The sequence below is a fragment of the Spiroplasma clarkii genome, from assembly GCF_002795265.1.
Lineage (GTDB): Bacteria > Bacillota_I > Bacilli_A > Mycoplasmatales > Mycoplasmataceae > Spiroplasma_A > Spiroplasma_A clarkii.
Window position 1 is genome coordinate 567,945 of the sequence record NZ_CP024870.1, and the last position, 24,280, is coordinate 592,224.

Sequence of the window (24,280 nt, forward strand, 5' to 3'; positions counted from 1 at the left end):
TCTGTGAAAAAAGGGTAGATTAATTAAAAATAGTGTGTTATTTTAGTATAATTAGATTGAAAAACATTTAGAAAGGCTTAGAATGATGTTAAAAAAATTAGAACAAATTTTACTTGATTTTGAAAAACAAGTTAAACAAGTAAAAACCCCTGCAGATTTAGATAATGTTAAAAGTATTTATGCTGGTAAGGATTCACCACTAACTCAGGTGTTAAAAAACCTGAGAGAAGTTGATCCTGAAACTAGAAAATTAGTTGGCGAGAAAGCTAATGAAACTAAAACCAAGATTTTTGGACAAATTAATCAAATCCAAGATGACTTTAAGTATGCAGAGTTAAAAAAACAATTAGAAAATGAAAAAGTTGATTTAACTTTACCTGGAATTAACTTAACCAAAGGAACAAAACACCCTTTAAACCTAGTAATTGAAGAAATAGCAGATATTTTTAAAGGTTTAGGTTATGACATGATTGATGGTACAGAGTTTGAAACTGATGAATTTTGTTTTCAAAAACTTAATCTCCCAGTAGGTCATCCAGCTAGAGATATGCAAGATACATTTTATGTTGATAAAAACACAGTTTTAAGAACTCATTGTACCAATATGACTGCTAGATTATTGACAAATTTAGCAAAAACCAAAGTTGCTGAGAAAAATCTTGCAGCAATTAGTTATGGTAATGTCTTTCGTCGTGATGATGATGATGCCACTCATTCTCACCAATTTACCCAAATTGACGGGTTTGCTGTTGGTAAGAAAATTAGTTTTGCCAACTTAAAATGAATTTTAGAGTACATGTGTAAACGTTTGTTTGCTCCAACCACTGAAATTAGAATGCGCCCAAGTTACTTTCCTTTCACTGAACCAAGTGTTGAAGTTGATATTACTTGTGTTACTTGTGCTGGTTTGGGATGTAAAATCTGTAAATTTACAGGTTGAATTGAAATTTTAGGAGCTGGAATGATTGCTCCTGAAGTCATTGAATTAAATGGTTTAGATCCAAGTCAAGTGGGAGGTCTTGCCTTTGGAATTGGGGTTGAAAGAGTTGCTATGTTAAAATTTGGGATTAAAAATATTAGAGACTTTTATGAAAATGATACTCGTTTCTTACAACAATTTAAATTTTTTGGAGATTAAAAGAAGGAGAGCTTAGAATATGATAATTACAAGAAGATGATTAGAAAACTTTATTGACCTTACTGGTGTTAAAGACAAAGACATTACTATTGCCCTAAACTCTCTAGGTTTTGAAGTTGATGCTTATAAATCTTATCAAGAACTTAATGATAACTTAACTTTGGGTTATGTAACAAATGTAGCCCCAATGCCAGGCACACATTTGAACTATTGTTTTGTTGATAAAGGTGAGGAATTAGTTTCTCCCATTGTCACAGGAGCCACAAATGTTAGAGAAGGACAATATGTGGTGGTAGCAGATCCTGGTAAAACCATTGCTAATGGTACTACACTGAGTGTTAAAGAATTACAAGGTAAAACTAGTGAAGGTATGATGGTTTCATTGTTGGAGGTTGGAATGAGCGAAAGTGTGCTAACCCCAGCAGAAATCGATGAGTGAATTTATGAAGTTCATACTAAACAAGAGGCTTACCAGTTAATTGGAAATAGTGATGCTTTAGAAGTTATTGGTTTTAAAGATTCAACTTGAGAAGTTGATCTTACTTTAAATCGTAGTGATGCTTTGGGTGCTTTACAACTGGTGAAAGAATTGGCAAATTATTTTGCAAAAACAGTAACAAACTTAGCAGATGTTTATACTGAAAAAAAATCCCCAAACCCTGTTCCAGTTTCATTTGTGAATAATAAGCTTAGTCAAAAATTGGTGCGTAGTTTAGCACTACAACAATTTGATACAAAAAAAGTGTTGACAATTGATGAAAGAACTTTAAATATTTATTCAACCCAAGATGTTTGGTTGAAATTTTCTCAAGCTAAAACTACTGACAATTTCTTTTTAGATTTAGCAAATGCAATTGCAATTGAAACTGGACAACCTGTTTTATTTGTTGATCCAAAAAAACTTAATAAACAATTGGAAATTAAAGATAATAGTAATGAAACTAACCCAGTTAATTTTCAATTAATGCATGGTAAAGATGTTGTGGCAACTTTGGGTGTTGACTTTAATGAGGCTTTTTTACCAACAGTTGATAGTGAGCAAATTTTAGCAATTTATCTAAGTCTAGATCCAGTTGCTATGAGAAAACAACAAAAATCATTTAACAGTTCTTCAGTTTTTTTACAACGTTGAATGAAACCAATTTCTTCACGTCTTTATGAAATTGCAGCAAAACACACAGTGCATTGGTTAGACCAATATGATTTATATGGTGCTTCAAGTCAATTAGAAGTACAAATCCCAAGCAAAGAAGTTGATGTAGAAATTGAGTTAGATTTGGTTTATTTAAACCAAATGTTGGGAATTGAATTGCCATTTAAAACTATTCAGGAGTTATTTTCTGGTTTAAATTTTGAAGTAAAACAAATTAATCCACAATTGTTGAGTTTTAAAGTTGATTTTGCTCGAACAGATATTAGTCACCAAGCTCACTTGGTTGAAGAAATTGCTCGTTTATATGGTTATAATAAAATTCCAAGTTTTGCTCCAGAAATTAAAGTTCTAGCAAAACCAAAAGCACTTGAGGTAGTTTTAAAAAACCAAGTTGAAAATTATCTAACAGGTTTAGGTTTTTATAATGTTAAAACTTATGCTTTGCTGAACCTTCAAGAAGTGGAAAAATGGGATTTATTTGGTTTAAAAGACCCAATTAAATTAATGGCTCCATTAAGTAAAAATCGAGAAGCTTATCGTTTGAGTCTTTCGAGAAGTTTAATTGAAGCTGCTAGCTTTAATTCAACAAAAGGTAATAAAAATTTAAAACTTTATGAAGTGGGAGACGTTTATAACTTAAACAATACTCGTGAAAAACATTTAGCAATGTTAGTAACTGGAGATAGTTTTAGTCAAAAAGCTTACAAACTTGAGTTAAAACCAAATTATGCTTATTTAAAAGGGGTTTTTGATGAAATTTGTGCACAGTACCAAATTTCGACAAATCATGTAGAGATAAACAATTTCACAAATTTATTTGAAGAAATTCACCCATATATTAATGGGGAAATTAAAGTAAATAATCAATTGGTAGGGTTTATTTATAAACTGAATCCAAGGTTTGAACAAGCTCAAAAACTTGATAGTACCTTTGTTTTAGAACTTAATTTAACTCTACTTGAACAATTAGCTAATTTACAAGTTGTTGTTAATGAAGTTTCAAAATTCCAAAAAACATCAAGAGATGTTACAATGCTTTTGAGTGATAAACACCAATATAATTCAGTCATTAAAGAAATTACAAAAGGTTTAAAATATTTACAAACCACTAGTTTGGTAGATATTTACCAAGATGAAGCTTTAAAAACTCAAAATTTACAAGCAGTTTCAGTTAATTTTGTTTTTAACAGTGTTACAACCCAGTTAACTGATGAAATGGTAAGTAAAGAGTGAGAGCAAGTTTTACAAAAACTAGCTAAATTAAAAATTGAGGTGAAATAATGTTAAAAAAAATCATTGAAATGAATAAACATCAAAAAATTGATCTAAATTTTAGTTATGAACCAACTGATCAATATCACCATGATTTAATTAAAAAAATTGACAATATTTCAGTGGTTGGAACTTTAAATTATCAAGATAATTTAAAATGTCTATTAGTTCAAGCCAAAATATTTGCCACAATTGAAGCAGTTGATGCTCGTGATGGTCAAATTATTGTTAGTGAAAATCAAAGTTTTGAATGAGATGATGAATATTATTTTGCTCAAATTGCAGCTGACCAACACAACTTAGTTTTGGGAGATGACTTTGACATTAAAGGTTATGCAATTGAGCAAATAGTTTTAAATATTCCTTTAAATTTCACAAAAAATTGTGGTAAAATTTCATTTGTCGGTAAAGATTTTAAATTGCTATCCGAAGAAGAATTTGAACAAGAACAATTAGATAAAATAGATCCACGTTGGGAAGTTCTTAAAGATTTTAAAGTTGATAAATAGTCAAGTAAATAGGAGGTGTAATCATGGCTGTACCATTTAGAAAGACCAGTAAGGCTGTTAAAAATAAACGTAGAAGTCATTTAGCATTAGTAAGTTCTGCAATCATTTCATGTCAAAACTGTGGAAGTATGATCAAACCACACCGTGTGTGTCGTGAATGTGGTTATTACAAAAACAAAGAAGTTAAAAAAGTTGATTAATTCTTAAACAAGTTAAAGCTTGTTTTTTTTATTAAAAAAGTTAAATATTTTTGGCAAAATTCCTTCAAATTAAGCGATTAATATATTAGGAGGTGGTTAGGTGTCAGAATATGAATTAAAAGAGTTGCTCAAAAAATTAGCAACCTCTTCACTATTAGTGGCTTTAGTGACAAATAACATTGATTCAAAGTTTCTTAATCTAAAGTTCAAAACACTGGGTGAATTTCTAGCAAACTTCAAAGAACCATTAAGGGAGAAAATTACTCGAACATTTATTAACACTTACTTTATGTTTGTTAATAGACTAGCAGATTGTCAAGATTTCAGTAATTTTGTAGATTTAATTGAACGTTGAGAACTGGAAGCCTGTCTTCAATTCTTAGATAATTTTCAAAATAAAGTTGTTCATTAACAACTTTTTTTATTTAATTAACCTTTTAAGTTAATTTATGCAATTTGTGGGAAAAAATTTGTAAAAAGTATTGAAAATGTGTCAAAGTGGTATATAATAATAACTAAGTGGGAGAAAGTGGGGCGATTGACCATGTTATTAGGTACATTTGAACATAACCTTGATGATAAAGCAAGATTAACAGTTCCTTCAAAATTAAGGAATAAACTTGGAGAATTAGTCATTGTTTCTAAAGGTATTGAAAACTGTTTAGAAATTCGCACCCCCGATTCTTTTGAAAGACTACGTGAAGAAATAGGTAAAAACAGTAGTTTCAACGCAGCCACTCGTAAAATTGAACGTTTAATACTTTCAAATTCTGAGGAGTTATCATTTGATAATGCAGGTAGAATTAAAATCTCTAATGGGCTATTAGAGAAAGTGGGTATTACCAAGCAAGTCTATATTCTAGGGCTAGGAGATAGAGTTGAAATTTGAGATAAATCAGCATATGAACAATTAGAATCTGAAATGGATGCTAGTGAGATTTATGATGCTGCTGAAAAATTGGGCGGAGTAAAATAATGACACAAAAACATGTCTCTGTGTTATTGAATGAAGCAATTGCTTTGTTAAATATTCAAGCAGAAGGAGTTTATGTTGATTGCACGTTGGGCCGTGCAGGACACAGTGTTGAGATTTTAAAACAATTAACAACTGGGCATTTATATGCTATTGATCAAGATGAAGAAGCCATCAAAGCTAGTTACACCACACTTAAAAAAGTGGGTGAAAATTTTACTATCTTAGAAGGTAATTTTGTTGATATTAAAGCAATGTTAGCTGTAAACAATGTCAAACAAGTTAATGGAATTTTATATGATTTAGGTGTTTCATCACCACAATTTGATGAAGGCAATAGGGGCTTTAGTTACCGTTTTGATGCACCTCTTGATATGAGAATGGATGTTAACAACAACCAAATGACTGCACAAATTGTTGTAAATACTTTTAGTGAAAAACAGTTAGCTGATATATTTTATCAATATGGAGATGAAAAATTTTCATACCAAATTGCTAAAAATATTATTAAAGTAAGAACAAAACAAGCAATCACTACAACTAATGAATTGGTGGAAGTTATAAAGCAAGCACTTCCACAAAAAGTTTTAAAACAAAAAAAGCATCCAGCAAAGAAAACTTTTCAAGCATTAAGGGTTTATGTTAATAACGAATTAGAAGTATTAAAAAAATCCTTAAATCAAGCACTAGATCTTTTATTACCTGGAGGAAGGGTAGTAGTTATTACTTTTCAATCTCATGAAGAAAGAATAGTCAAAGAATTGTTTAAAAGCAAAACAACCAACAGTGAGGACAAATTTTTAGCTAAATTACCAATTGATAATTTAATTAAAGCCAAAGAATTTGCATTGGTTCATAAAAAACCAATTTCACCAAATCAAGCAGAATTAGAAAACAATAGAAGAAGCCATAGTGCTAAACTATGAGCAATCCAAAAGGTGGTGTAATTATGAATACTGAAATCTATGCAACTTTAGAAATTAGAAAAAAAGAACTTAGAGTTGTTGTTGTGAGATATCGTCAAGGTTCAACCTCAGTAATTTTTAAAGAAAAAATTGCTGGGGAGTGATTATCTGAAAATGATATAGTAAATGATCATAAGCATGCTGCTCAAAAATTTCGTCGAGTTATTGATAGTTTTGAAAAAACTTTTAACCAAAAAATTCAAAGAGTTATCTTAGTGCTACCATCAAAAACATTACAAATTTTGGATAAAGATGATAGTATGGATTTGAGTGACAAAGCAGGTATCTCTGAAAATGTTGTCACTAGTATGCTTGAAAAAATTAAAAATGATAACAAAACTGCTGGACGTCAAATTGTTTCAATTAGACCTTACAGTTTTAAAACTCAAGATGGTGCAGAAAGTCCTTATGCTCCAATTACAATTAAAAGTAATTACTTACTAATTAGAACAAAAATTTACACAGTGGCTGCTGAGGTTTACACATCTCATCTTGGAGTATTAACTGCTGCCAACCTTGAGCTTTTAACAATCACCATTGACATGTTTTCAATTGGTAAAGCAATTATCAGTGAGCGAGAATTTAGAAATGCTCAGGTTGTAGTTAATTGAGGGTATGATACAATTAAAGTTGGGTTTTATGCTAGAGAAGCACTTAACAAAGTGATTTCTTTAAACTTTGGGGTAGCTTGAATTATCAAGCGCATGTCTGAAGCTTTAAGTGTTAAAACAAGAGATATAGAAAAATACTTATTTAAACTAATTGATTGTTCAAAAGAAACTTTTGGTAGTGAAGAGTTAGTTTTTAGGAAATACAGCTCAACTGAACAAAGATCACTAGTTTATAATGCACAAACTATGCGAGAATACATTTACACAGAATTTAAAAAATGTATTGACATTATTGATGATAGAATCAAGACTGAAATTCCATTAGCAATTGATTACAATGTTTTTTACTATGGTAGAGTCACTGAAGTCACTGGTTTTCCAGATATTTTGATGAAAAGTGAATTATATAAACGCACCAAAGTTTATTACTCAAATATGATTGGTGGCAATGAATTGTGATTAACTTCAGCAATTGGTGCAGTTAAACAACAAAGACAAGCAAATAAGAATAGCACACACACTTTTAAAACATCAACTGGAATTTTAGATCTAACTTTACACCAAAACTTAGGTCAAACTCAAGTAATTAATCAAACCAAGACTATACCTACCTTTAATTTAAAACCAAACTTTAATCCCCAACCAAACCCAGTCCAATATGGAATGAAGCCACAAGCACAGTATCAAACACAAAATGTCACTACTATGCCACCAAGCCCAAGAGGTCAATTTAATCCAAATCAACAGTGGTATCCAATGCCACCAAGTCATTATGTACCTCAACCAACTAACGTTCAAAGACAGCGAGTAGCTGAACCAAACCGAAACTTTAATCCAAATGGTATGAGCAACCAACCAGTGCAACACCCATACCAAAATCAATATCAAAATCAATACCAATACCAAAACCAAAATTCAAACCAACATCAACAAAACTATGGACAAAATTATTATAAAAACCATAACAATTCTTAGTTTTAGGTGGTAATATAGAGTAAATGGTTAAAATTTAGAAAATATAGCAAGGAAAAGAGGGTTAAAAATGAATCAAAAGAATTACCATATTGCAAAAATTAAAGTCATCGGTGTTGGAGGCGGTGGTGGAAATGCTGTTAATCGCATGATTGAAGATGGGGTTAATGGTGTTGAATTTATTGTTGCCAATACAGATTTACAAGATTTATATAAAAGTCCAGTTGAAAACAAAATTGTTTTAGGGGAGAAATTAACAAAAGGACTTGGAGCTGGTGCAAAACCAAATATTGGGAGAGAAGCAGCCTTAGAAGCAGAACCACAGCTTAAAAAAGCACTAGAAGGTGCTGATTTAATCTTTTTAGCTGCTGGAATGGGTGGAGGAACTGGAACTGGTGCAGCTCCAGTTGTTGCTCGAATTGCCAAAGAAACAGGTGCTTTAGTTGTGGCTATTGTGACCAAACCATTCAAATGAGAAGGTAAAAATAGAACAATTTTTGCAATGGATGGTATTGATGAACTAAGAAAAAATGTTGACTCAATTATTGTGATCTCAAATGACCGTTTACGTCAAATTGGGGGAACTCTGCCAGTTATGAAAGCCTTTAAAGAAGCAGATAACATTTTAAAACAAGGAGTTCAAGCAATTACTGATTTAACAGCAGTACCTGCTATTATGAACGTTGACTTTGCTGATGTGCGAACTATTATGGAAGGTCAAGGTAATGCAATTTTTGGAATTGGAATTGGTAGAGGACCAAATAAAGTAATTGAAGCTACAAATAAAGCTGTAACTTCATCACTACTAGAAACCTCAATTTATGGTGCAAAAAATGCTCTAATCAACATTACTGGAGGTGTTAACCACTCTCTTGAAGATGCTGAAGATGTAATTGACATTATTAACCAAGCTGCTGGAGTTGAATTAGACCCAATTATTGGTTTCTCAGTAAATGAGCATTTGGATGATGAAATCATTGTCACAATTATTGCTACAGGATTTGATGACAATTATAACCCAATTTCTGAAAGTGCTACTGGATCTGCACATCAACAAAATTCACAAAGTCACCACCAAGCTGAAAATGTTGAAACAGTTTATGATAAAAGAACATCATTTATGGAATCAAGAGATGACAAAAGACCTAGTTTTGTTAGAGAATCTCAACCTGAACAATTTCAAGGTGGTAATCATGAAGATACAACTGAAGAAGCTCCAATTGTGAGAAAAATTGATGATACAGTTGATGATGAAGAAGATGACTTATTTTCTAACAATGATTGAATTTAATTTAAAGACTTTTAGAAGTCTTTTTTTATTGAAAACCAAACACTTTTCCATTTTTTTTAAATTTCTATTTTGACTAAAAAAAAGGTCTAAAATACTCCTATTTTTAGGGGGTTTTTTGAGATTTTAAAAAATTGGGCAAACCCTGAAAAATTTGCAATTTCAGCCACAATTTGTTAGTATCTAAATAGGCGATGGAGGTCTAGAAAAATGCAAAAATTAGTACAAGTACAAAAATTTGATAGTTTACAAGCATTTTTTGCTATGCCTGCATTGTCATTAAAAAATACGTTTTTTAATGATTTTTTAGTATGCGCGAATACAACCAATATGATGGGCAATTACCGCACATTACCTATGATTATTAAAGGAAATAAGTTCTGAACAGACTCGGTTAAGGGATTTATAAATGAATGTATTTTATAATGATATTGTGTATTAATAAAATAAATATCTAAAATATTTAATTAATATAAAAAGATTATAAAAGAGCATTAATTTTATAGATTACCTTACCAGTGTTAGTAAGATGGTACTATAAATTTAATGCTCCTTTTTTTATGAAAAGTTTATTAAGTAAAGTATGTGTCTTATTAATCTACAGGTATAAAATTAATGCAATCACACCAGATATAATCAACAATATCACACCAGTTAGCAAAAACATTTTACCAATTCTTCTATTTCTACCTTCTTCTACAGTAAAGGTTGATTGATACCTTCTGCGAGAATCATTGTAGAACTTAGCTGAATGGTTGTTTCTGATAAAGCCAATCAAAAGTCAGATAAAGACTGAAACTGCACCAAAGGCTGTAGTAATAAATTCAGTACGTTCAAGACTTTTGAGGGCAAAAATACCTAAAATAAAACTAAAACCTGTAATAATTGCACAAATAAGGGCAATTATTATATAATCAAATCAGCGAAGTTTTTTCGAAGAAAGGTAGTCAACTTCACGTTCAATCCCACCAGATTGGATGTCTAATACTTGATCATCAACTTGTTGTTGGTGGGCCTTTCTTCTCTCTTTGTTGATTCTTCTAAATGAAGATTTATTATTTTCTTTCATTAGTTCACCTCGTATAATTATTATAGTGGAAAACAAATGGTTTTAGAAAAAAGGAAGGAAAAATTATGGAAAACAAGTCAAAATCTTCTCCAGAGAACCTCGAAAGCTCATCACAGAGTAAGACTGAGATTATTAAAAATTCAAAGTTAGAAACTTTATTTGAAGAAGTTTCCTTAGATGAGCAAGTAAGTGGTGGGGCAAAATTCGCTTGAGAAAAAACAAAATATGGTTTATCAAAATTTAACCAATCACGGATTGAATTTTTGAACCGAACACCATTATTAAGTTATTCTGTCAAAAGAATCTTGTATGCCATTGTTACTTTGTACTTGGCAATGATTGTCATGTATGTTTTATTAAGAATAGTGACCCCAGATAGTGTTTACATTGCAGATATCAATTTAGACAAAATGGGAGTTTCTGCAGGGGACCCAATCTACTACCAGTTAATTGAAAACCGTAAGAGGTTGTTGGGGGTTGATGGACCACTAATTAGTCAAATCTTTAAGTATTTGAATAACATCACACCATTATGAAGAAAAACAATTTTACTTGATCCTTCTTTTGAAGTGGTTAATGGAAATTTAGAAATTGTTGGTCGTGAAGTAAAAATGTGAATGTACTTAGGAGTAATCTTTGGAAGATCTACAGGAATTCCATTGGGTACTATGGTACAAACTTCTTTTGCTGAATCAATGCCAGTTTCTTTCAAAGTTGGTGCCTTAGCAGTATTGCTATCATATGCTTTAGGAATGCCCTTAGGAATTTTGGCAGCTAAATACAAAGAAAAATGGCAAGATACTTCAATTAATGGGGTTAACTTAATTATTCTAGCAATTCCATCATTGGTTATTATTAAAATTCTTTATGAACTTTCTATTTACTATCTTGGGGCTGGGGCACGTTGAGAAGATGCTGACCTATTCACAAAGATGTTTCCAATAATTGGGGTAATGTTATTAATTATGCCCTCAATTGTGGTAAATACTCGTAGATATGTAATTGATGAGATGACTGCAGACTATACAAAATTTGCAATGTCAAAAGGACTAAGCAATAGTTATGTCTTCTATGTCCATGTTTTTAGAAATGCTTCACTAAGACTAGTGAAAAATATCCCAGAAATCTTTATCCTAACAATGTTTGGATCAAGTATTTTGGTGGAACAACACTGGAATATTCCAGGTATGAGTAAATTTATTCTTGCTGGGGTTAGAGATCGAGATACATTTGTAGTTTTAGGATACATTTATGTTTCCGCAGGAATTGGGATTTTTGCTAACTTGTTAGGTGACCTAGCATTAGCAATCTTAGATCCAAGAGTAAAACTAACATCAAAATAGATTAGGAGTTTATTGATCATGAAAACAAAACAAAATGCAATTATTGATATCAATCAACTTGACAAATCTATGTTTGAAATAGTTGGTACTAATATTGAAGCTGCAGAACGTATCTCAACAAAACCATACAGTTATTGAAAATCAGTATTTTTAAGAATTTTGAAAAACCCAACCTTTATTATCTCATTTACATTACTAGTTGTGGTGGTGGCAATGGCTTGTTCAATTGGAATTGGTGCTTATGCAGTACCTGTTGACAGTAGCTTTTTAAATCGAAATCAGGCACCAAGTGCAGAACACTGATTTGGAACAGGAGGTTTTGGAGAGGATTTATGAACTAAGGTTTGAATTGGAACCAGAACTACATTGTTGTTTACATTGATTGTAGCTTCAATTCAAATTTGTTTAGGAATTATTATTGGATCAATTTGAGGATTTTACTCAAGACTTGATATTATGTTTATTGAGATCACAAGATTCATTACATTAATTCCATCATTAATTTTATGATTGGTAGTTATCTTCTTGTTTGGAGGTAACAAATCAATTGCAGTAATTACCTTTGCAATTTCAATTACCAGTTGGGTAGGACTTGCTTCACTAATTAGGGTGCAAATTATGTTAACAAAAAATACAGAATATAATATTGCCTCAAAAGTGTTAGGAACTCCTGGACATAAAATTATTAGAAAAAACATTATGCCAAAAATTCTCCCAATTATTATTCAAACTTCATCATTTGCAATTCCTAATGCAATTGCAATTGACTCATTGTTAGCTTACTATGGGTTTGGATTTATTGCTGCAACTTCAAATAAAGAAGCATCCCTGGGTTCAATTTTGAATGAATTATTAAGTAATACAGATTGACAAACTCCAGGTCAGCGTCATTTATTTGTAGTACCAATTGCTATGGTTGCTGGAATCTCATTGATCTTTTTCCTAGCTGGAAAAGTGTTTGCCGATTCTCTTGACCCAAAAACACATAGATAGGAAAGGTTTTTATATGAAGAAAGAAAATAGAGTATTATCTGTTCGAAACATGGAAGTAAAATTTCGTGTAAGAAACCGGATTTTAACTGCAATTCGCAATGTTTCATTTGATGTTTTCAATGAAGAAGTACTTGCAATTGTTGGTGAATCAGGAAGTGGTAAGTCTGTTATTACAAAAACTTTTACTGGAATGCTTGAAGCTAATGGGTGAATTAGCGAAGGGTCAATAGTTTATCGTCCAAGTCAAGCTACAATTAATGATGACAAAGCTTTTTTTAAAGAGCCAATCGATTTAGTTAACTTGCAAAAACCATTAATTTCACATGAAGTTGTGAGGTTTGTTTCAAAAAGAAATAAAAAAGTTATCAAAAAACTTCAAGCTGAAGTGAAAAAACTTTACCAGTTAAATCCATTAACTGTTGAAGAAGATCAAGAAAAAGGTATTGAATTAGAACAACACAAAGATCTAGTGCAACAAAATTTAACTAAAAATAATGCGGCACTAACAATTTTAAAAACTAAGTTAGGTTTACTAAAAGAAAAGGAAGGGTTTACTTCATCAAATCGAATTTTTAACAAAATTGCGAAACTTGATGGGGAAATTCAGTACTTAGAAGACTTAAATAAGGTAATTGCTAACAGGGATTATCGTAATGATAAAATCGAAGAAATTGAGTTAACAATTGAAAAAAAAGTTTCAGACACATCAAAGGTAAAACCTCTGACAGTCTTACAAAAACTTTCAATTAAAAAAATTATTGCAATTGTTGAAAAATATTTAAAATCATCAGAAGTTGTGACTACTGGTGAATATGATTATATAAATCAGTACTTTTCAAAAAGAAATCAACTTTCTCGATTTGAAAGTGAATTAAAAGATATCACCAATGTTTTACAAGCAAAAGGATCAATTGATGAAAAACACTTTGAAAATATTTTAAATGACTGAAAACGTGTTTCAAATTCTGCTTTTGTAAACAGAATTAAGGCTACTAAAGAAATTCGTCAGGTTCGTGGAAAAACAGTTTCAACAATTTTCCAAGATCCAATGACATCTTTAAACCCATTGTTATCAGTTGGGTTTCAAATATCAGAAGTGTTAAGAAAACAATTGAAAATGAGTATTAAAGAAGCAAAAAAAGAAGCTATTGAATTATTAAGAAAAGTTGGAATCACTAATCCAGAAAAGCGCTACTCTGACATTCCAGGAAGATATTCTGGGGGGATGAGACAAAGAGTTGTTATTGCTATTGCATTAGCATGTCGCCCAAAAATCTTGATTTGTGATGAACCAACCACAGCTCTTGATGTTACTATCCAAGCTCAAATCTTGAAGTTAATTAAAGAACTACAAAAAGAATACAAATTCTCAGTTCTATTTATTACTCATGACTTGGGGGTAGTGGCTGCAATTGCTGACCGCATTGCAGTTATGTATGCTGGACAAATTGTGGAAATTGGAACTACAGATGAAATTTTCAATGATCCAAAACATCCATATACTTGAGCATTGTTATCATCATTGCCTCAATTAGGAACAAAAGGAAAAGACTTGTTCTCAATTGCTGGAACACCTCCATCATTATTTGGAAGTATTAAAGGTGATGCTTTTGCTCCCAGAAATAAGTTTGCTATGAAAGTAGATTATGAACTTGAACCACCAATGTTTCAAGTTTCAGAAACTCATTTTGCCAAAACTTGATTACTACATAAGGATGCACCAAAAATTGAAAAACCAACTGAAATTAAAAACCTAAGAGAACTCATAGAAAAATCAATGAAGGAGTAAGATGCCATGTCAACACAAGAACAACAATTCTTAAATATTCGTGATCTAGTAATAGAATTCAGGAATAAAGGAAGAAAATTTCAAGCTGTTAAAGGTATTAACTTTGATATTAATAAAGGAGAAATCTTTGGTTTAGTTGGTGAATCAGGAAGTGGTAAAACCACAATTGGTCGTGCCATTGTCGGAGTTCAACCTGTAAAAGATGGAACCATCTATTTAGAGGGTCAAGCAATTTCAGGAAGACCAACTAATTTATATGCTTTAAATAAAGAAATTTACAAGCGTCTAAAAAACATTGAGTTAAAAACTGTAATTTCTACAACTTACATTAATAATTTCTTAAATAGTTTAAAAAGATCATATGAGAATTTTCGCCAAGAAAATGCTCAATACACATCAGAAGGAATTGCTAAAGTTTTAAAAAAATCAAATATTAATTTTATTGATAGTGTAATTCTTGGAAACTTAAAATATGTGAACAGAATTATTCGTTATTTTGATCGCATTAACCAATTTGTTAAAAATATTCATGAGTATATTCCAAGTATCTCAGTGGAGCTTGAAAAAGCCATTTTAACCAAAAACACTTCAACAAAATTAGAGTTTTTAAAAGCTAAAGATATTTTAGATGATATGTATAAAGCAATTCTTCAAATTAAGGCAACAATTAAAAACTTTAAAATGAATGAATCAATTAAGTTTGAAAAACTAATTGTAGCAATTTTTGAAGAATTAAAAATTGTAACTGAAGGACAAAAAGAATTATTAAAAATCATTCCGATTATTAATAACTATGAATTTCAAAACTTAGTGCTATCTGCACCATTAGCAAAGCGTGATAATTATAAAAAAGGTTATTACAAAATGGTTTATGTATTTAGAAATGAATTCTTTGATGAGTGTCAAAAACAATTACAAACTCTCTTAGAAGTAGATCCACAAAATGCTAATGTTCAAAAATACCAAGAGTATTTAAAAGATTTTTGGTCAAAAGACAATATGAATATCAAGGCTTGTGAAAAAATTATTAAGAACCTCATGGGTTCAACTGTAAATGCTGTTTCAGAAGCATTGTTAAGTAGTTTAAAAGCTACCAATTTTGAACAAAAATTAAAATCTCTTGTAGCTGGAGCTCAACGAATTAGTCCAGCCGCTGTTGTGGCCCTTGAAAAAGAGTTTCAACAAATCAAAAAGGTCGTCGAGGCCAATATTATTAAAGATGATGAATTGATATTTGAATTCTATAAATGAAAAGATGTTCAAAAGGATTACGGTTTAGAATCTAGAGAATCAATTATTGAGCTAATTGAATTCTTAGAATTGCCTTCAATTGATGAGCTAGTTAAAGATTCATATCTTTACAAAAAACTTAGAAGAGATGAGCGTCGCACAAACCGTAAAAATGTCCAAATGATTTTTCAAGATCCAGGGTCTTCATTAAATGACCGGATGGCAATTGAAGAAATTATTGCAGAAGGATTAGAAAACTTCACTGAGTTGTATAAAGCAGATGAAGCAAAACTAGATTATGTTAACCATCACAATGCTTTACACCCTGAAGACAAAATTAGACTTGAAGATGTAAAACCCGTTGATGTTAGAAAACACATTATTTTAAAACTAATTACTTCTGTGGGATTACTACCTGAACACCTTTCAAGGTATCCCCATGAATTTAGTGGGGGACAACGTCAAAGGGTAGGGATTGCTCGAAGTTTAGCAATGCAACCCAAAATTATTGTGGCTGATGAGCCAATCTCAGCACTTGATGTATCTATTAGAGCTCAAGTGTTAAACTTATTTAAAAAATTCAAAGAAGAGTATGACTTAACTTATTTGTTCATTACTCATGATCTTTCTGTTGTTAGATTTATTGCAGACAGAATTGCAGTTATTTATCATGGTCAAATTGTGGAATTGGCAAGTGCAGAGGAATTGTTTACCAATCCTTTACACCCCTACACAAAGTCATTGTTAAGTGCAGTTCCAGTGCCTGAACCATCTTTAGCAAAAGCCAAAGATCTTGAGATTTATGAACCAGAAAAAGAACATGCAGACTATATCTTTGATATCCCAGCGTTTATTGAAATAAAAAAAGGACACTTTATTTATGCCAATAGACGTGAATTAAAACAAATTAAAAATAGTTTTAAAAAGTAAAAAATAAAAATAAATGATATTTTAAAAAAGCAATATTGTAAAATAATATTGTCATGAAAAGGAGAATAAAAAAATGCCAATAACAAGTAAAAAATTATTGAGTACCCTGGCTGCATTAAGCTCGGTCGCATTAACAGCTTCAAGCGTTGTTTCGTGTGGTTTTAGTTTAGATAAAATCAGAAACAGAGTTTTTGACTCGAAAGTGTTTAACACAACTTTTAGTTATGCTGTTACAAACTGAAACACTGCTTATACAATGCAGTCTGAAGATCAACTTATTTTAGCAAATACAAATGCAACATTGTTAGCAATTGATCAATATGGAAGAATTTATGGAGATATTTTTAAATCAAACACAGATCTTGCAAGTCCAACTGTTGCCACAGTTGGTGATAATGGTCTAAGCTATTCATATACAATTAGGGATGATGCAAAATGATGAAATAAAAAAGGTGATGAACTAGGTGCTATTACAGCAGATCATATGTGAAACACTGCATACTATACACTTTACACATCTAAAACTGCTTCATCAGTTGGAGGTTTGTGAATAAACTTTATTAAAGGTGCTGGAGATATGAGCAGATGGTTAAATGAGACTGCAGATAACCCAACTCTTGAACAATTCAAAAATTACGCAAAAGCAAATGGATTTGGACTAGAAGCTGAGGGAAAAAATGTTAAATTCACTTTAACAAAAGAGGCTCCATTCTTTGAATCACTATTGTGTTACTCAGCTTTCTCACCAATAAGAACAACAAATGATGTTCCAAGGTTTGATAGTCCTGAGGCCTCTTATTCTGGAGCATTTTTACCAAAAGAAGTTACTGGAACAAGAATGATCCTAGAAAAAAATGAAAATTACCACTTTAGTGATTTAGTGACAATTGAAAAAATCAACTACTTAGCTCTTGGAAAAGGTGATGTGCAACAAACAAGAACCTTATTTGAAGCTGGTAACACTTCTGGATTTGTAGTTGCTTCAACAGACTCAACAGGATGAAACCGTTATATTGGTGACGATGCTTTAAACCCATTATTTAACCAAGCTTATAATGTTCCATCAGCAAGACAAACTTCAACTTTTGTTTACTTCTTTAATACATACAATGGTAAATTAGACACTGGTGATCAGACTGCAAAAAAACACTATGCAGAAGTAAGTAAATTATTACAAAATGATCAAGTGAGATCTTTTATCTCAACAAACTTAGATAGAAGTGAATTTGTAAGATACTATTCAGGTAAATTTGATGGTACTGATTCAACTTCATCAATGTTAAGAAACGTATATACTTCACCAACAGTAGGAATTGTTAATGGAAAAGATTATACAGATTTCTTACAAGAAAAAGCAACATCTAAAATATCAACTGCAGATTTAAAAGATGGAACAGATTTTTTAAAAACTAATGCTGATGCACTAAATGATGGCAAATCACAAGCTGAGTTAATTACTGATATTAAAGCATATATGGATGCTGAAGATATTCCAGAAGGGATCACTTTAGATTTCCTAGTAAATGGAGATTTTGCAAGTACATCGAACCCATTTATAAACCAAATGTTGGCAAAATTTAATGCAATTCCAAATAACCCAATCAAAATCCAAAGCGATGTAGCTCCAGGTGGTACTGAATATAGTGCAAGAGCCCAAAATGGACAATTTGACTTATATAGTGGTGGATGAGGACCAGACTTTGCTGACCCATCAACATTCCTAGCAACTCTAGCACTTGGAGGAGATATGGCAAACTATACTGGGACAAAAAGATTTGTTGAAAAAGTTGGAGATGATTATAAATTATCACCCAATGCTACTGCATTAGGTTTAGGAACAAAATCAGGAGAAACTAGTGAGTATATTAAAAGATTAGAAGACTACACAAAAACATTTAATGAAATTGATACAACAGAAACTAGTGATATAACTAAAAGATTTACAGATTTTGCAGATTTAGAATACAAAATGTTATATGATGATTTCTTAATTATGCCAATGTATACAGCTGCAACTCCAAAAAACTGAACTGTTTCACATATGGAACCTTACTCATCAGTTTACATTACAACTTATGGTGTAAGTAACTACAAACTATTTACAGCAAAAATCAATGAAAAATTATTGACAAAAGAGCAGTTAGATGAACTTTATGATAAATATGATAAAAATTTAATTGCAATTCAAGCAGATAAAACAGGGGCATTGAAAGATCCAGAAAACAAAGATGCAATTAACCCAAGATTCTGAAAATAATTTTAAACAAAACAATTTTAAAAATACAAAACTAAGTTTTGTATTTTTTTTACCTGAAAGTTATCAACAATGAGATTTAAATTAGTTTATAATAATTAAAGTTAACAATTGGGGGTAGTTATGAATCAATTTATTTTAGAGAAGTTAGTTTCTGGTTTAAACAAAACCAATCTTCATAAAGATATTTATCAAACTATTGGTTGAGAACAACTTTTGAATCTTTACAAAGAATCATTAACAGCAACATATTTAGATAACAATTATGAATTTGAAGAATTTAATGGTTGAGAAAAAGTTGTGGTTGATAATAAACTCCATGCAATTGTGCACTTAAATAAAAAACCAAGTAGAAAGTGAATCATTGCTTGTCATGGTTACACTTCATCAAAAGAATCTGCAGCACTGGGGGCTTGATGTTTTAATAAACTTGGTTATAATATCTTAGCCTTTGATTTTTTAAATCATGGAGAATCTGCAGCTGGACTAGTTACATTTGGTATTAATGAAGTTCAATCATTAGAACAAGTAATAAGTTGAGTTAATCAAACTTATAAAGTTAATCAAATTGGTTTGATTGGTTTTTCAATGGGTGCCCATACAGTCAATATTTATGCTTTAAAACCTGGAGTAAAACATAAAAAAAATAAAGTAAAATTTATAGTTAGTGATTCAACATATTATTCAATTAAAGATGTTCTAGTAATCTTGGGAAAAATTAAGTTCCAGTTGATTGAAAGCATGTTTAATTCAATTAAACAAAGTTTAATTGAATACTATTTGTCAGAATATAATATAGATTTATTAGAATATGATTTGAATACACTCAAAAATAACACAAAAAATACAGTTCCAGCATTATTTTTTCATACCAAAGCAGATAATATCACAGATTATCGTGATTCAGAAAGGATTTTTGTTTTGCGTAATTCACTAACAAAACAAGATCAAATTAAAATTTTTAATAAAGGTGAACATTTACAAGCTCAAAATGAGTATTTTAGTGAGTACAATAAAATTTTACAAGAATTTTTAAGTCAGATTAAGTAAGGGGGTTAAACAATGGAAAGCACAAAACCAATAGTAGTATTGGAAAATGTCACAAAAATTTTTAATAAAAAAAATTGAGCTATCAAAAAAATTAATTTAAAGATCACCAAAGGTGAGGCAGTAGCTATTATTGGACCCAACAGTTCAGGGAAAACAGTTTTGGGAAGGTTAATTGCAAGTTTAATCAAACCAACAAGTGGAATTGTTGAATACAATTTCACCAAAGGTGACGCTTACACTTCAATTGGTTTTCAATTTGAGCATACCAATTGACCAGAAGGTTTTAAAGTAAGGGAAATAGTTAATTTATATGTAAAAATCTTTGCCATTCATGATGAGGCCTGACTTGAAAAACTTTCAAATTTATTTGACATTAACTCTCGTTTTGATCGAACTTTAAATTCTTGTGGTAGTTCATGACTTAAATTATTTTCCTTATATTTAGCTCTGGTTCACAAACCTGAATTGGTAATTTTAGATGAAGTTTCTAACTCGATTGGTTTAGATATGAAACAAAAAGTGGTTGAATTTTTAAAATGATATAAAAAAGAATACAAAGCTACTTTTATTATCATCTCTCCAGATGAAATGTTATTTGAAATTTGTGATCAAGTCATAGTTTTACAAAATGGCTTAATAGCTTCTGAAGATGAAATAAGCAAATTACCCCAACCAGTTTCTTATAAAGCTTATATTACTGAAATTATGAGAGCACTTGAAACTGAAACAGTTACTTTAAAACCTGATCCAATTTTTCAACCTATCTTAAAAAATTACTTAGTAGCTTTTGAAAGTTTTAATGAGGAATACCAAAAATTTATGGCTATCAAAAATTTACAAACTGCAGTTGAAACCAGCAACTCATTAACTATGCTAAAAAACTATTGGTTTCACACTGAAATTTTACATCAAGCATTATTGAAAGTAGCTTCCACTGCTTTGGATAAAAAAAATATTGATGAAGTTAGATATGAAATAAAAGCCTTATTAAAAACTTTGAATAAGGCTACAAAACTCGTCAAAAAAGAACCAACAGACTTTAAATACCGCAAGGCAGAATTAAAGTTTATTGACAAAATTATCACTTTTAATAAGTATATTAAAGCTGATCTTTATCCAATCTTTAAATCAAGTAAATTGTTAATTGATGGGAATGAAGTTACTGCTGAACTTTCCAACAAAGAACAAGCAAAACTAAAAACTATGAAAAAGAAATATATTCAAGAAGAAATAAAATTAATGAAATTAGAAGAAAGACATTTAAAAAAACAAGCTCGTCACAACCAAAGTTAGGAGGAAAAAATATGAAGCACCACTGAAAGATTTTCAAAGAAATTTGATTATTGCAATGAGAAAATTACAAAAAAGATATTTTTAATTTATTTTCAGGTTGAGTAATTACTTTAGTTATTTTATTAGTTTGATTAACTTTCAGAGATACAAACATTAAATCTGATCCCTTTGTGCTGGCATCTGCTATTGGAGTGGTGGGAATTCGAAATTGTTCTTTCAACTTTATTCGCACCCTTCATAATTTTAAAGAAACCAATTTCTTTGCAAGGTTATTTAATACTAAAATTTCAAAAACTTTTGTTTTTTTTAGTATCTTTTTATTCAATCAAATAGCTAACTTTGTAACTTCTGCAATCTTTTTTGGGATTGGTATGCTCTATCAAGACCAAAGAGAAAAAGTTGCAGATGTTAACTGGGTTTTATTCTTAATTGGTTACTTAGCGTTGGCTTTGATGTCTAATTTTATTGGTTTTATTATTGGTTTTACTATTAAAAGTTTAGACATTACCATTGCAATTGCCAACTTTTATTACTTTGGTTCAATTTATTTTTTAGGATTAGGATTTCCTTGAACAACAGTAGCACATTATCCAGGACTTGTCATTGCTTCATACTTTTTCCCACAAAGGTATGCTTTAAATATTATGGCTGCAGGTTGAATTAATCGACCTGACATGACAGTGGATAGCGAAGTTACTTTTGGGTTTGGAACTCATGTGTGAATCCCATATCTTGTTTGTGCAGTTATTATAGTCTTGGGAGCAATCTTAATGGGTTGATTATTAATGCGAGAATTTGAGTTTGGTAATAAAAAATACAAAAAATATCATAATGTTCAAAAACATTTAATTATCATTAGACAAATTAAGCAAGCCAATAGTTTAGAAGAATTGCACCAAGTTATTGCCACTCATGATGCACTTCAAACTAAGTTAAAAAAAGCACCAAAAGTCAAAAACACACACAAAATTAAGGAGGAATAACAATTATGCACCAAATTATTCAACAAACTGCTAAAAATAACTTTGCTATTTTTATTCGTTTATATTTGTTGGCATTAAAATCGTTTTTTCGTTCAGTCATTAACATTTTTTTAGGAATTGTTTTGATAACATTTGTTATTTTTGTTTGACTTTTATTCCACAATGATGAACCATTTTTACTGGCTTCGGCAGTAGGAGCAATTATTGTGCGTAATGGTATTCACTTGTTTTATCGAACATTAGACATGCATAAAAATGGGGGTTTAAAAATGCGTTTAGCGTATACCCCTTTAAGTCCTTGAATTTTACCAGTGGCTCACATAGTTGCTAATTTCACTATTAATTTATTATTAAGTTGTTTTTTGGTGGGAGCAACTTTACTGTTCTATCCATCTCAAAGAACAGTAGCTGCCAATGTTGATTGATTATTTTTTGTTTTAGCTGCAGTTTCTCTTTGGATTTTAGGGGTTTGTATGACTTTTTGTGTAGCAGTCTTTGTTCCAAGTTCAGTTTGAGGTTTAATTATTTCAATCATCTTTTTTATAGTTTCTTGAAACTTTTTGGGAATTACTTTTCCTTATCATATTATTGCAACTTATGCAGGTTTAAATATTGCATTGTACTTATTTCCACCAAGATATATGTTAAATGCCATGCAAGCTGCTTGGGTTGGTCAAAGAAATTTAGTTTTTGAAGACCAAAACTTTTTAACAGGGCAAAGTAATATTGATTATAGTGTAAATTTTAAACTTGGTGGTACAATGTTTGTCCCTTTTGGTGTAACTTATGGCATAATAATATTGTTAACCATAGTATTAATTACCCGTTCAATTAAAATTAGAAATCAAAGTAAAAAGGATGGTTTTGGATCAAGTTTGATCCAAAAGTTATCAAATCAATACATTAGGGATATCAAAAGATGCACTAGTTTTGAAAAACTAAATAGTTTAAGAACTGGGCATTTAGCAGAAAGAGGAATTAACTTAAAAAAAGAAATAATTTTTAAACCAGATTTAAAGGTTAAACAACCTAGAACTATCAAGAAGGGAAAACACAATGAAGATAATTAATTTAGAAAACCTAAAAACTAATGCCACTGAGTATATTGTGGCTGACTTAATCAATAAGAGTCCTGATTTTTTTACAAGTCACTCAATCCAAGAAGTTTCAAAAGAGTTTAATGTTAGTCCAAGTACCATGACTCGTGTTTGTCAAAAATTAGGCTTTAAATCATTTAAAGCAACCCAAATGTTTGTTTATGAAAAATCAAGAATGCAAATGGATTATTATAAAATTGTTGATTCAAATGGGGTCAACCAAATTATGCACAACGTCCGAGGTAGTGCTTTATTTACTATTAATGAAACCTTAAATGATTTAGATCCCAAGTTAATAGAAACAATTGCTGCAAAAATTTATAAAGCAAAACGTGTGGTAGTATTTGGTTTAGAACAACAAACTACAAGTGCTAATGCCTTTGTTATGAACTTATTGCGAATTGACATTGATGCCACTCGAGTTGGTAGCATCCACACCTTTGGTCAAAGAGCAGTTTTCTTTGATAAAAATGACTTTTGTGTTTTTATCACTCGTACTGGGTGAACCAAAGAGGTCATTGAATCAATTAAATGAGCCCGTAATAAAGGAATTCCACTATTAATTTTAACTGCTGATGAAGAAACTACTCGAAAACTAATTGGTGGTGAATATGATTGAACTGACATGTATTTAATTGAAACTCAAACTATGCGTAATGAAAAATTAGAATACCCAATCATTTCCTCATTACCAGGTGAAATGATAATTTTTGATGTGATTTTTAATACAATTATTAGTTTAAACACTGAATTTATTGAAAAAATTAAAAAATCAAGTGCTATTTCACTTAACTGAAACTTTGAGGGTCACTTGTAATGGAAGAAAAAGATTTGCTTAAAAAAATTCACAACTTAGAAAGTCAGCTGCAAGCTTATCAAAACAAAGAACAATATATTAATGATGGGGTTGTTAAAACTAAAGAGGTTTATGATGTGGCACGTCATAATGCTGAAAAAATCATTGCTCGAGCTGTTATGATTGCTCATGATTTAAAAGCAGATTTAAATAACCTCATTGATGCTTTAGAAGCTGATCAAAGTGTGGCAAATTTAAGAAGGTTAATTCAAAAATACCAGAAAATCTTTGCAATTAATAAAGAAGAAGTTAAACTTTTATCTGAAAAACTAGTGAATAAAGTTAAAAAATAGTTAATTTTTTATTATAATA

22 protein-coding genes are annotated in these 24,280 nt (G+C 30.6%); 21 read left to right on the forward strand and 1 reads right to left on the reverse strand.

All coding sequences use genetic code 4. The features are described from left to right. The first annotated feature begins 85 nt into the window (after nucleotides 1-85). The 10 genes from pheS (at nucleotide 86) to SCLAR_RS02560 (ending at nucleotide 9,507) form a co-directional block, all read left to right on the forward strand. Nucleotides 86-1,138 carry a phenylalanine--tRNA ligase subunit alpha gene (gene pheS / locus SCLAR_RS02515; protein ID WP_100255217.1) on the forward strand — a complete coding sequence of 351 codons (1,053 nt, stop codon included), beginning with the start codon at nucleotides 86-88 and terminating at the stop codon, nucleotides 1,136-1,138. A gap of 19 nt (nucleotides 1,139-1,157) precedes the next feature. Next, on the forward strand, nucleotides 1,158-3,572 hold the full coding sequence (gene pheT / locus SCLAR_RS02520; protein WP_100254375.1) for a phenylalanine--tRNA ligase subunit beta: 2,415 nt from the start codon (nucleotides 1,158-1,160) through the stop codon (nucleotides 3,570-3,572). Then, nucleotides 3,572-4,072, forward strand: a complete 501-nt coding sequence (locus SCLAR_RS02525; RefSeq protein ID WP_100254376.1) for a YceD family protein — start codon at nucleotides 3,572-3,574, stop codon at nucleotides 4,070-4,072. The genes pheT and SCLAR_RS02525 overlap by 1 nt, the downstream gene beginning before the upstream one ends. Nucleotides 4,073-4,095: 23 nt before the next feature. Next, nucleotides 4,096-4,272 carry a 50S ribosomal protein L32 gene (gene rpmF, locus SCLAR_RS02530; protein ID WP_100254377.1) on the forward strand — a complete coding sequence of 59 codons (177 nt, stop codon included), beginning with the start codon at nucleotides 4,096-4,098 and terminating at the stop codon, nucleotides 4,270-4,272. 100 nt (nucleotides 4,273-4,372) lie between these two features. Beyond that, complete coding sequence (locus SCLAR_RS02535; protein ID WP_100254378.1) at nucleotides 4,373-4,684, forward strand: hypothetical protein; 312 nt, start codon at nucleotides 4,373-4,375, stop codon at nucleotides 4,682-4,684. Nucleotides 4,685-4,816: 132 nt separating this feature from the next. Then, on the forward strand, nucleotides 4,817-5,248 hold the full coding sequence (gene mraZ, locus SCLAR_RS02540) for a division/cell wall cluster transcriptional repressor MraZ (RefSeq protein ID WP_169921840.1): 432 nt from the start codon (nucleotides 4,817-4,819) through the stop codon (nucleotides 5,246-5,248). Continuing rightward, nucleotides 5,248-6,192: a 16S rRNA (cytosine(1402)-N(4))-methyltransferase RsmH gene (rsmH, locus tag SCLAR_RS02545; RefSeq protein ID WP_100254380.1), complete on the forward strand. Its 945-nt coding sequence runs from the start codon at nucleotides 5,248-5,250 to the stop codon at nucleotides 6,190-6,192. The genes mraZ and rsmH overlap by 1 nt, the downstream gene beginning before the upstream one ends. 2 nt (nucleotides 6,193-6,194) lie before the next feature. After that, nucleotides 6,195-7,796: a hypothetical protein gene (locus SCLAR_RS02550; protein ID WP_100254381.1), complete on the forward strand. Its 1,602-nt coding sequence runs from the start codon at nucleotides 6,195-6,197 to the stop codon at nucleotides 7,794-7,796. Nucleotides 7,797-7,863: 67 nt separating this feature from the next. Further along, on the forward strand, nucleotides 7,864-9,084 hold the full coding sequence (gene ftsZ / locus SCLAR_RS02555) for a cell division protein FtsZ (protein WP_100254382.1): 1,221 nt from the start codon (nucleotides 7,864-7,866) through the stop codon (nucleotides 9,082-9,084). Nucleotides 9,085-9,291: 207 nt separating this feature from the next. After that, nucleotides 9,292-9,507 (forward strand): hypothetical protein, encoded by a 216-nt coding sequence (locus tag SCLAR_RS02560; protein ID WP_100254383.1) that lies wholly within the window; start codon nucleotides 9,292-9,294, stop codon nucleotides 9,505-9,507. 172 nt (nucleotides 9,508-9,679) lie between these two features. On the opposite strand, the gene SCLAR_RS02565 is transcribed toward SCLAR_RS02560, so the two are convergent. Further along, nucleotides 9,680-10,150: a hypothetical protein gene (locus SCLAR_RS02565; RefSeq protein ID WP_100254384.1), complete on the reverse strand. Its 471-nt coding sequence runs from the start codon at nucleotides 10,148-10,150 to the stop codon at nucleotides 9,680-9,682. 65 nt (nucleotides 10,151-10,215) lie between these two features. On the opposite strand from SCLAR_RS02565, the gene oppB reads away from it, so the two are divergent. The 11 genes from oppB (at nucleotide 10,216) to SCLAR_RS02620 (ending at nucleotide 24,261) form a co-directional block, all read left to right on the forward strand. Beyond that, entirely contained in the window at nucleotides 10,216-11,493 is a 1,278-nt protein-coding gene (gene oppB / locus SCLAR_RS02570; protein ID WP_100254385.1) for an oligopeptide ABC transporter permease OppB, read from the forward strand. Nucleotides 11,494-11,511: 18 nt separating this feature from the next. Next, nucleotides 11,512-12,486 (forward strand): oligopeptide ABC transporter permease OppC, encoded by a 975-nt coding sequence (gene oppC, locus SCLAR_RS02575; protein WP_100254386.1) that lies wholly within the window; start codon nucleotides 11,512-11,514, stop codon nucleotides 12,484-12,486. Nucleotides 12,487-12,499: 13 nt separating this feature from the next. Further along, complete coding sequence (gene oppD / locus SCLAR_RS02580) at nucleotides 12,500-14,275, forward strand: oligopeptide ABC transporter ATP-binding protein OppD (RefSeq protein WP_100254387.1); 1,776 nt, start codon at nucleotides 12,500-12,502, stop codon at nucleotides 14,273-14,275. A 6-nt stretch (nucleotides 14,276-14,281) separates the two neighbouring features. Then, nucleotides 14,282-16,435, forward strand: coding sequence for an oligopeptide ABC transporter ATP-binding protein OppF (gene oppF / locus SCLAR_RS07305; RefSeq protein ID WP_100254388.1), 2,154 nt, complete (start codon nucleotides 14,282-14,284; stop codon nucleotides 16,433-16,435). 73 nt (nucleotides 16,436-16,508) lie between these two features. Continuing rightward, entirely contained in the window at nucleotides 16,509-18,692 is a 2,184-nt protein-coding gene (locus tag SCLAR_RS02590; protein ID WP_100254389.1) for an ABC transporter substrate-binding protein, read from the forward strand. Nucleotides 18,693-18,812: 120 nt separating this feature from the next. Next, nucleotides 18,813-19,739: an alpha/beta hydrolase gene (locus tag SCLAR_RS02595; RefSeq protein ID WP_100254390.1), complete on the forward strand. Its 927-nt coding sequence runs from the start codon at nucleotides 18,813-18,815 to the stop codon at nucleotides 19,737-19,739. A gap of 12 nt (nucleotides 19,740-19,751) precedes the next feature. Next, complete coding sequence (locus SCLAR_RS02600; RefSeq protein WP_100254391.1) at nucleotides 19,752-21,032, forward strand: ATP-binding cassette domain-containing protein; 1,281 nt, start codon at nucleotides 19,752-19,754, stop codon at nucleotides 21,030-21,032. Nucleotides 21,033-21,043: 11 nt separating this feature from the next. After that, nucleotides 21,044-22,015 (forward strand): ABC transporter permease, encoded by a 972-nt coding sequence (locus SCLAR_RS02605; protein WP_100254392.1) that lies wholly within the window; start codon nucleotides 21,044-21,046, stop codon nucleotides 22,013-22,015. A 5-nt stretch (nucleotides 22,016-22,020) separates the two neighbouring features. Next, on the forward strand, nucleotides 22,021-23,085 hold the full coding sequence (locus tag SCLAR_RS02610; RefSeq protein ID WP_100254393.1) for a hypothetical protein: 1,065 nt from the start codon (nucleotides 22,021-22,023) through the stop codon (nucleotides 23,083-23,085). Then, nucleotides 23,072-23,929, forward strand: coding sequence for a MurR/RpiR family transcriptional regulator (locus tag SCLAR_RS02615; RefSeq protein WP_100254394.1), 858 nt, complete (start codon nucleotides 23,072-23,074; stop codon nucleotides 23,927-23,929). Before SCLAR_RS02610 ends, SCLAR_RS02615 begins: the two co-directional genes overlap by 14 nt. Then, a complete protein-coding gene (locus tag SCLAR_RS02620) occupies nucleotides 23,929-24,261 on the forward strand; it encodes a hypothetical protein (RefSeq protein WP_100254395.1) in 333 nt (110 codons plus the stop codon). The genes SCLAR_RS02615 and SCLAR_RS02620 overlap by 1 nt, the downstream gene beginning before the upstream one ends. Nucleotides 24,262-24,280 lie beyond the last annotated feature (19 nt).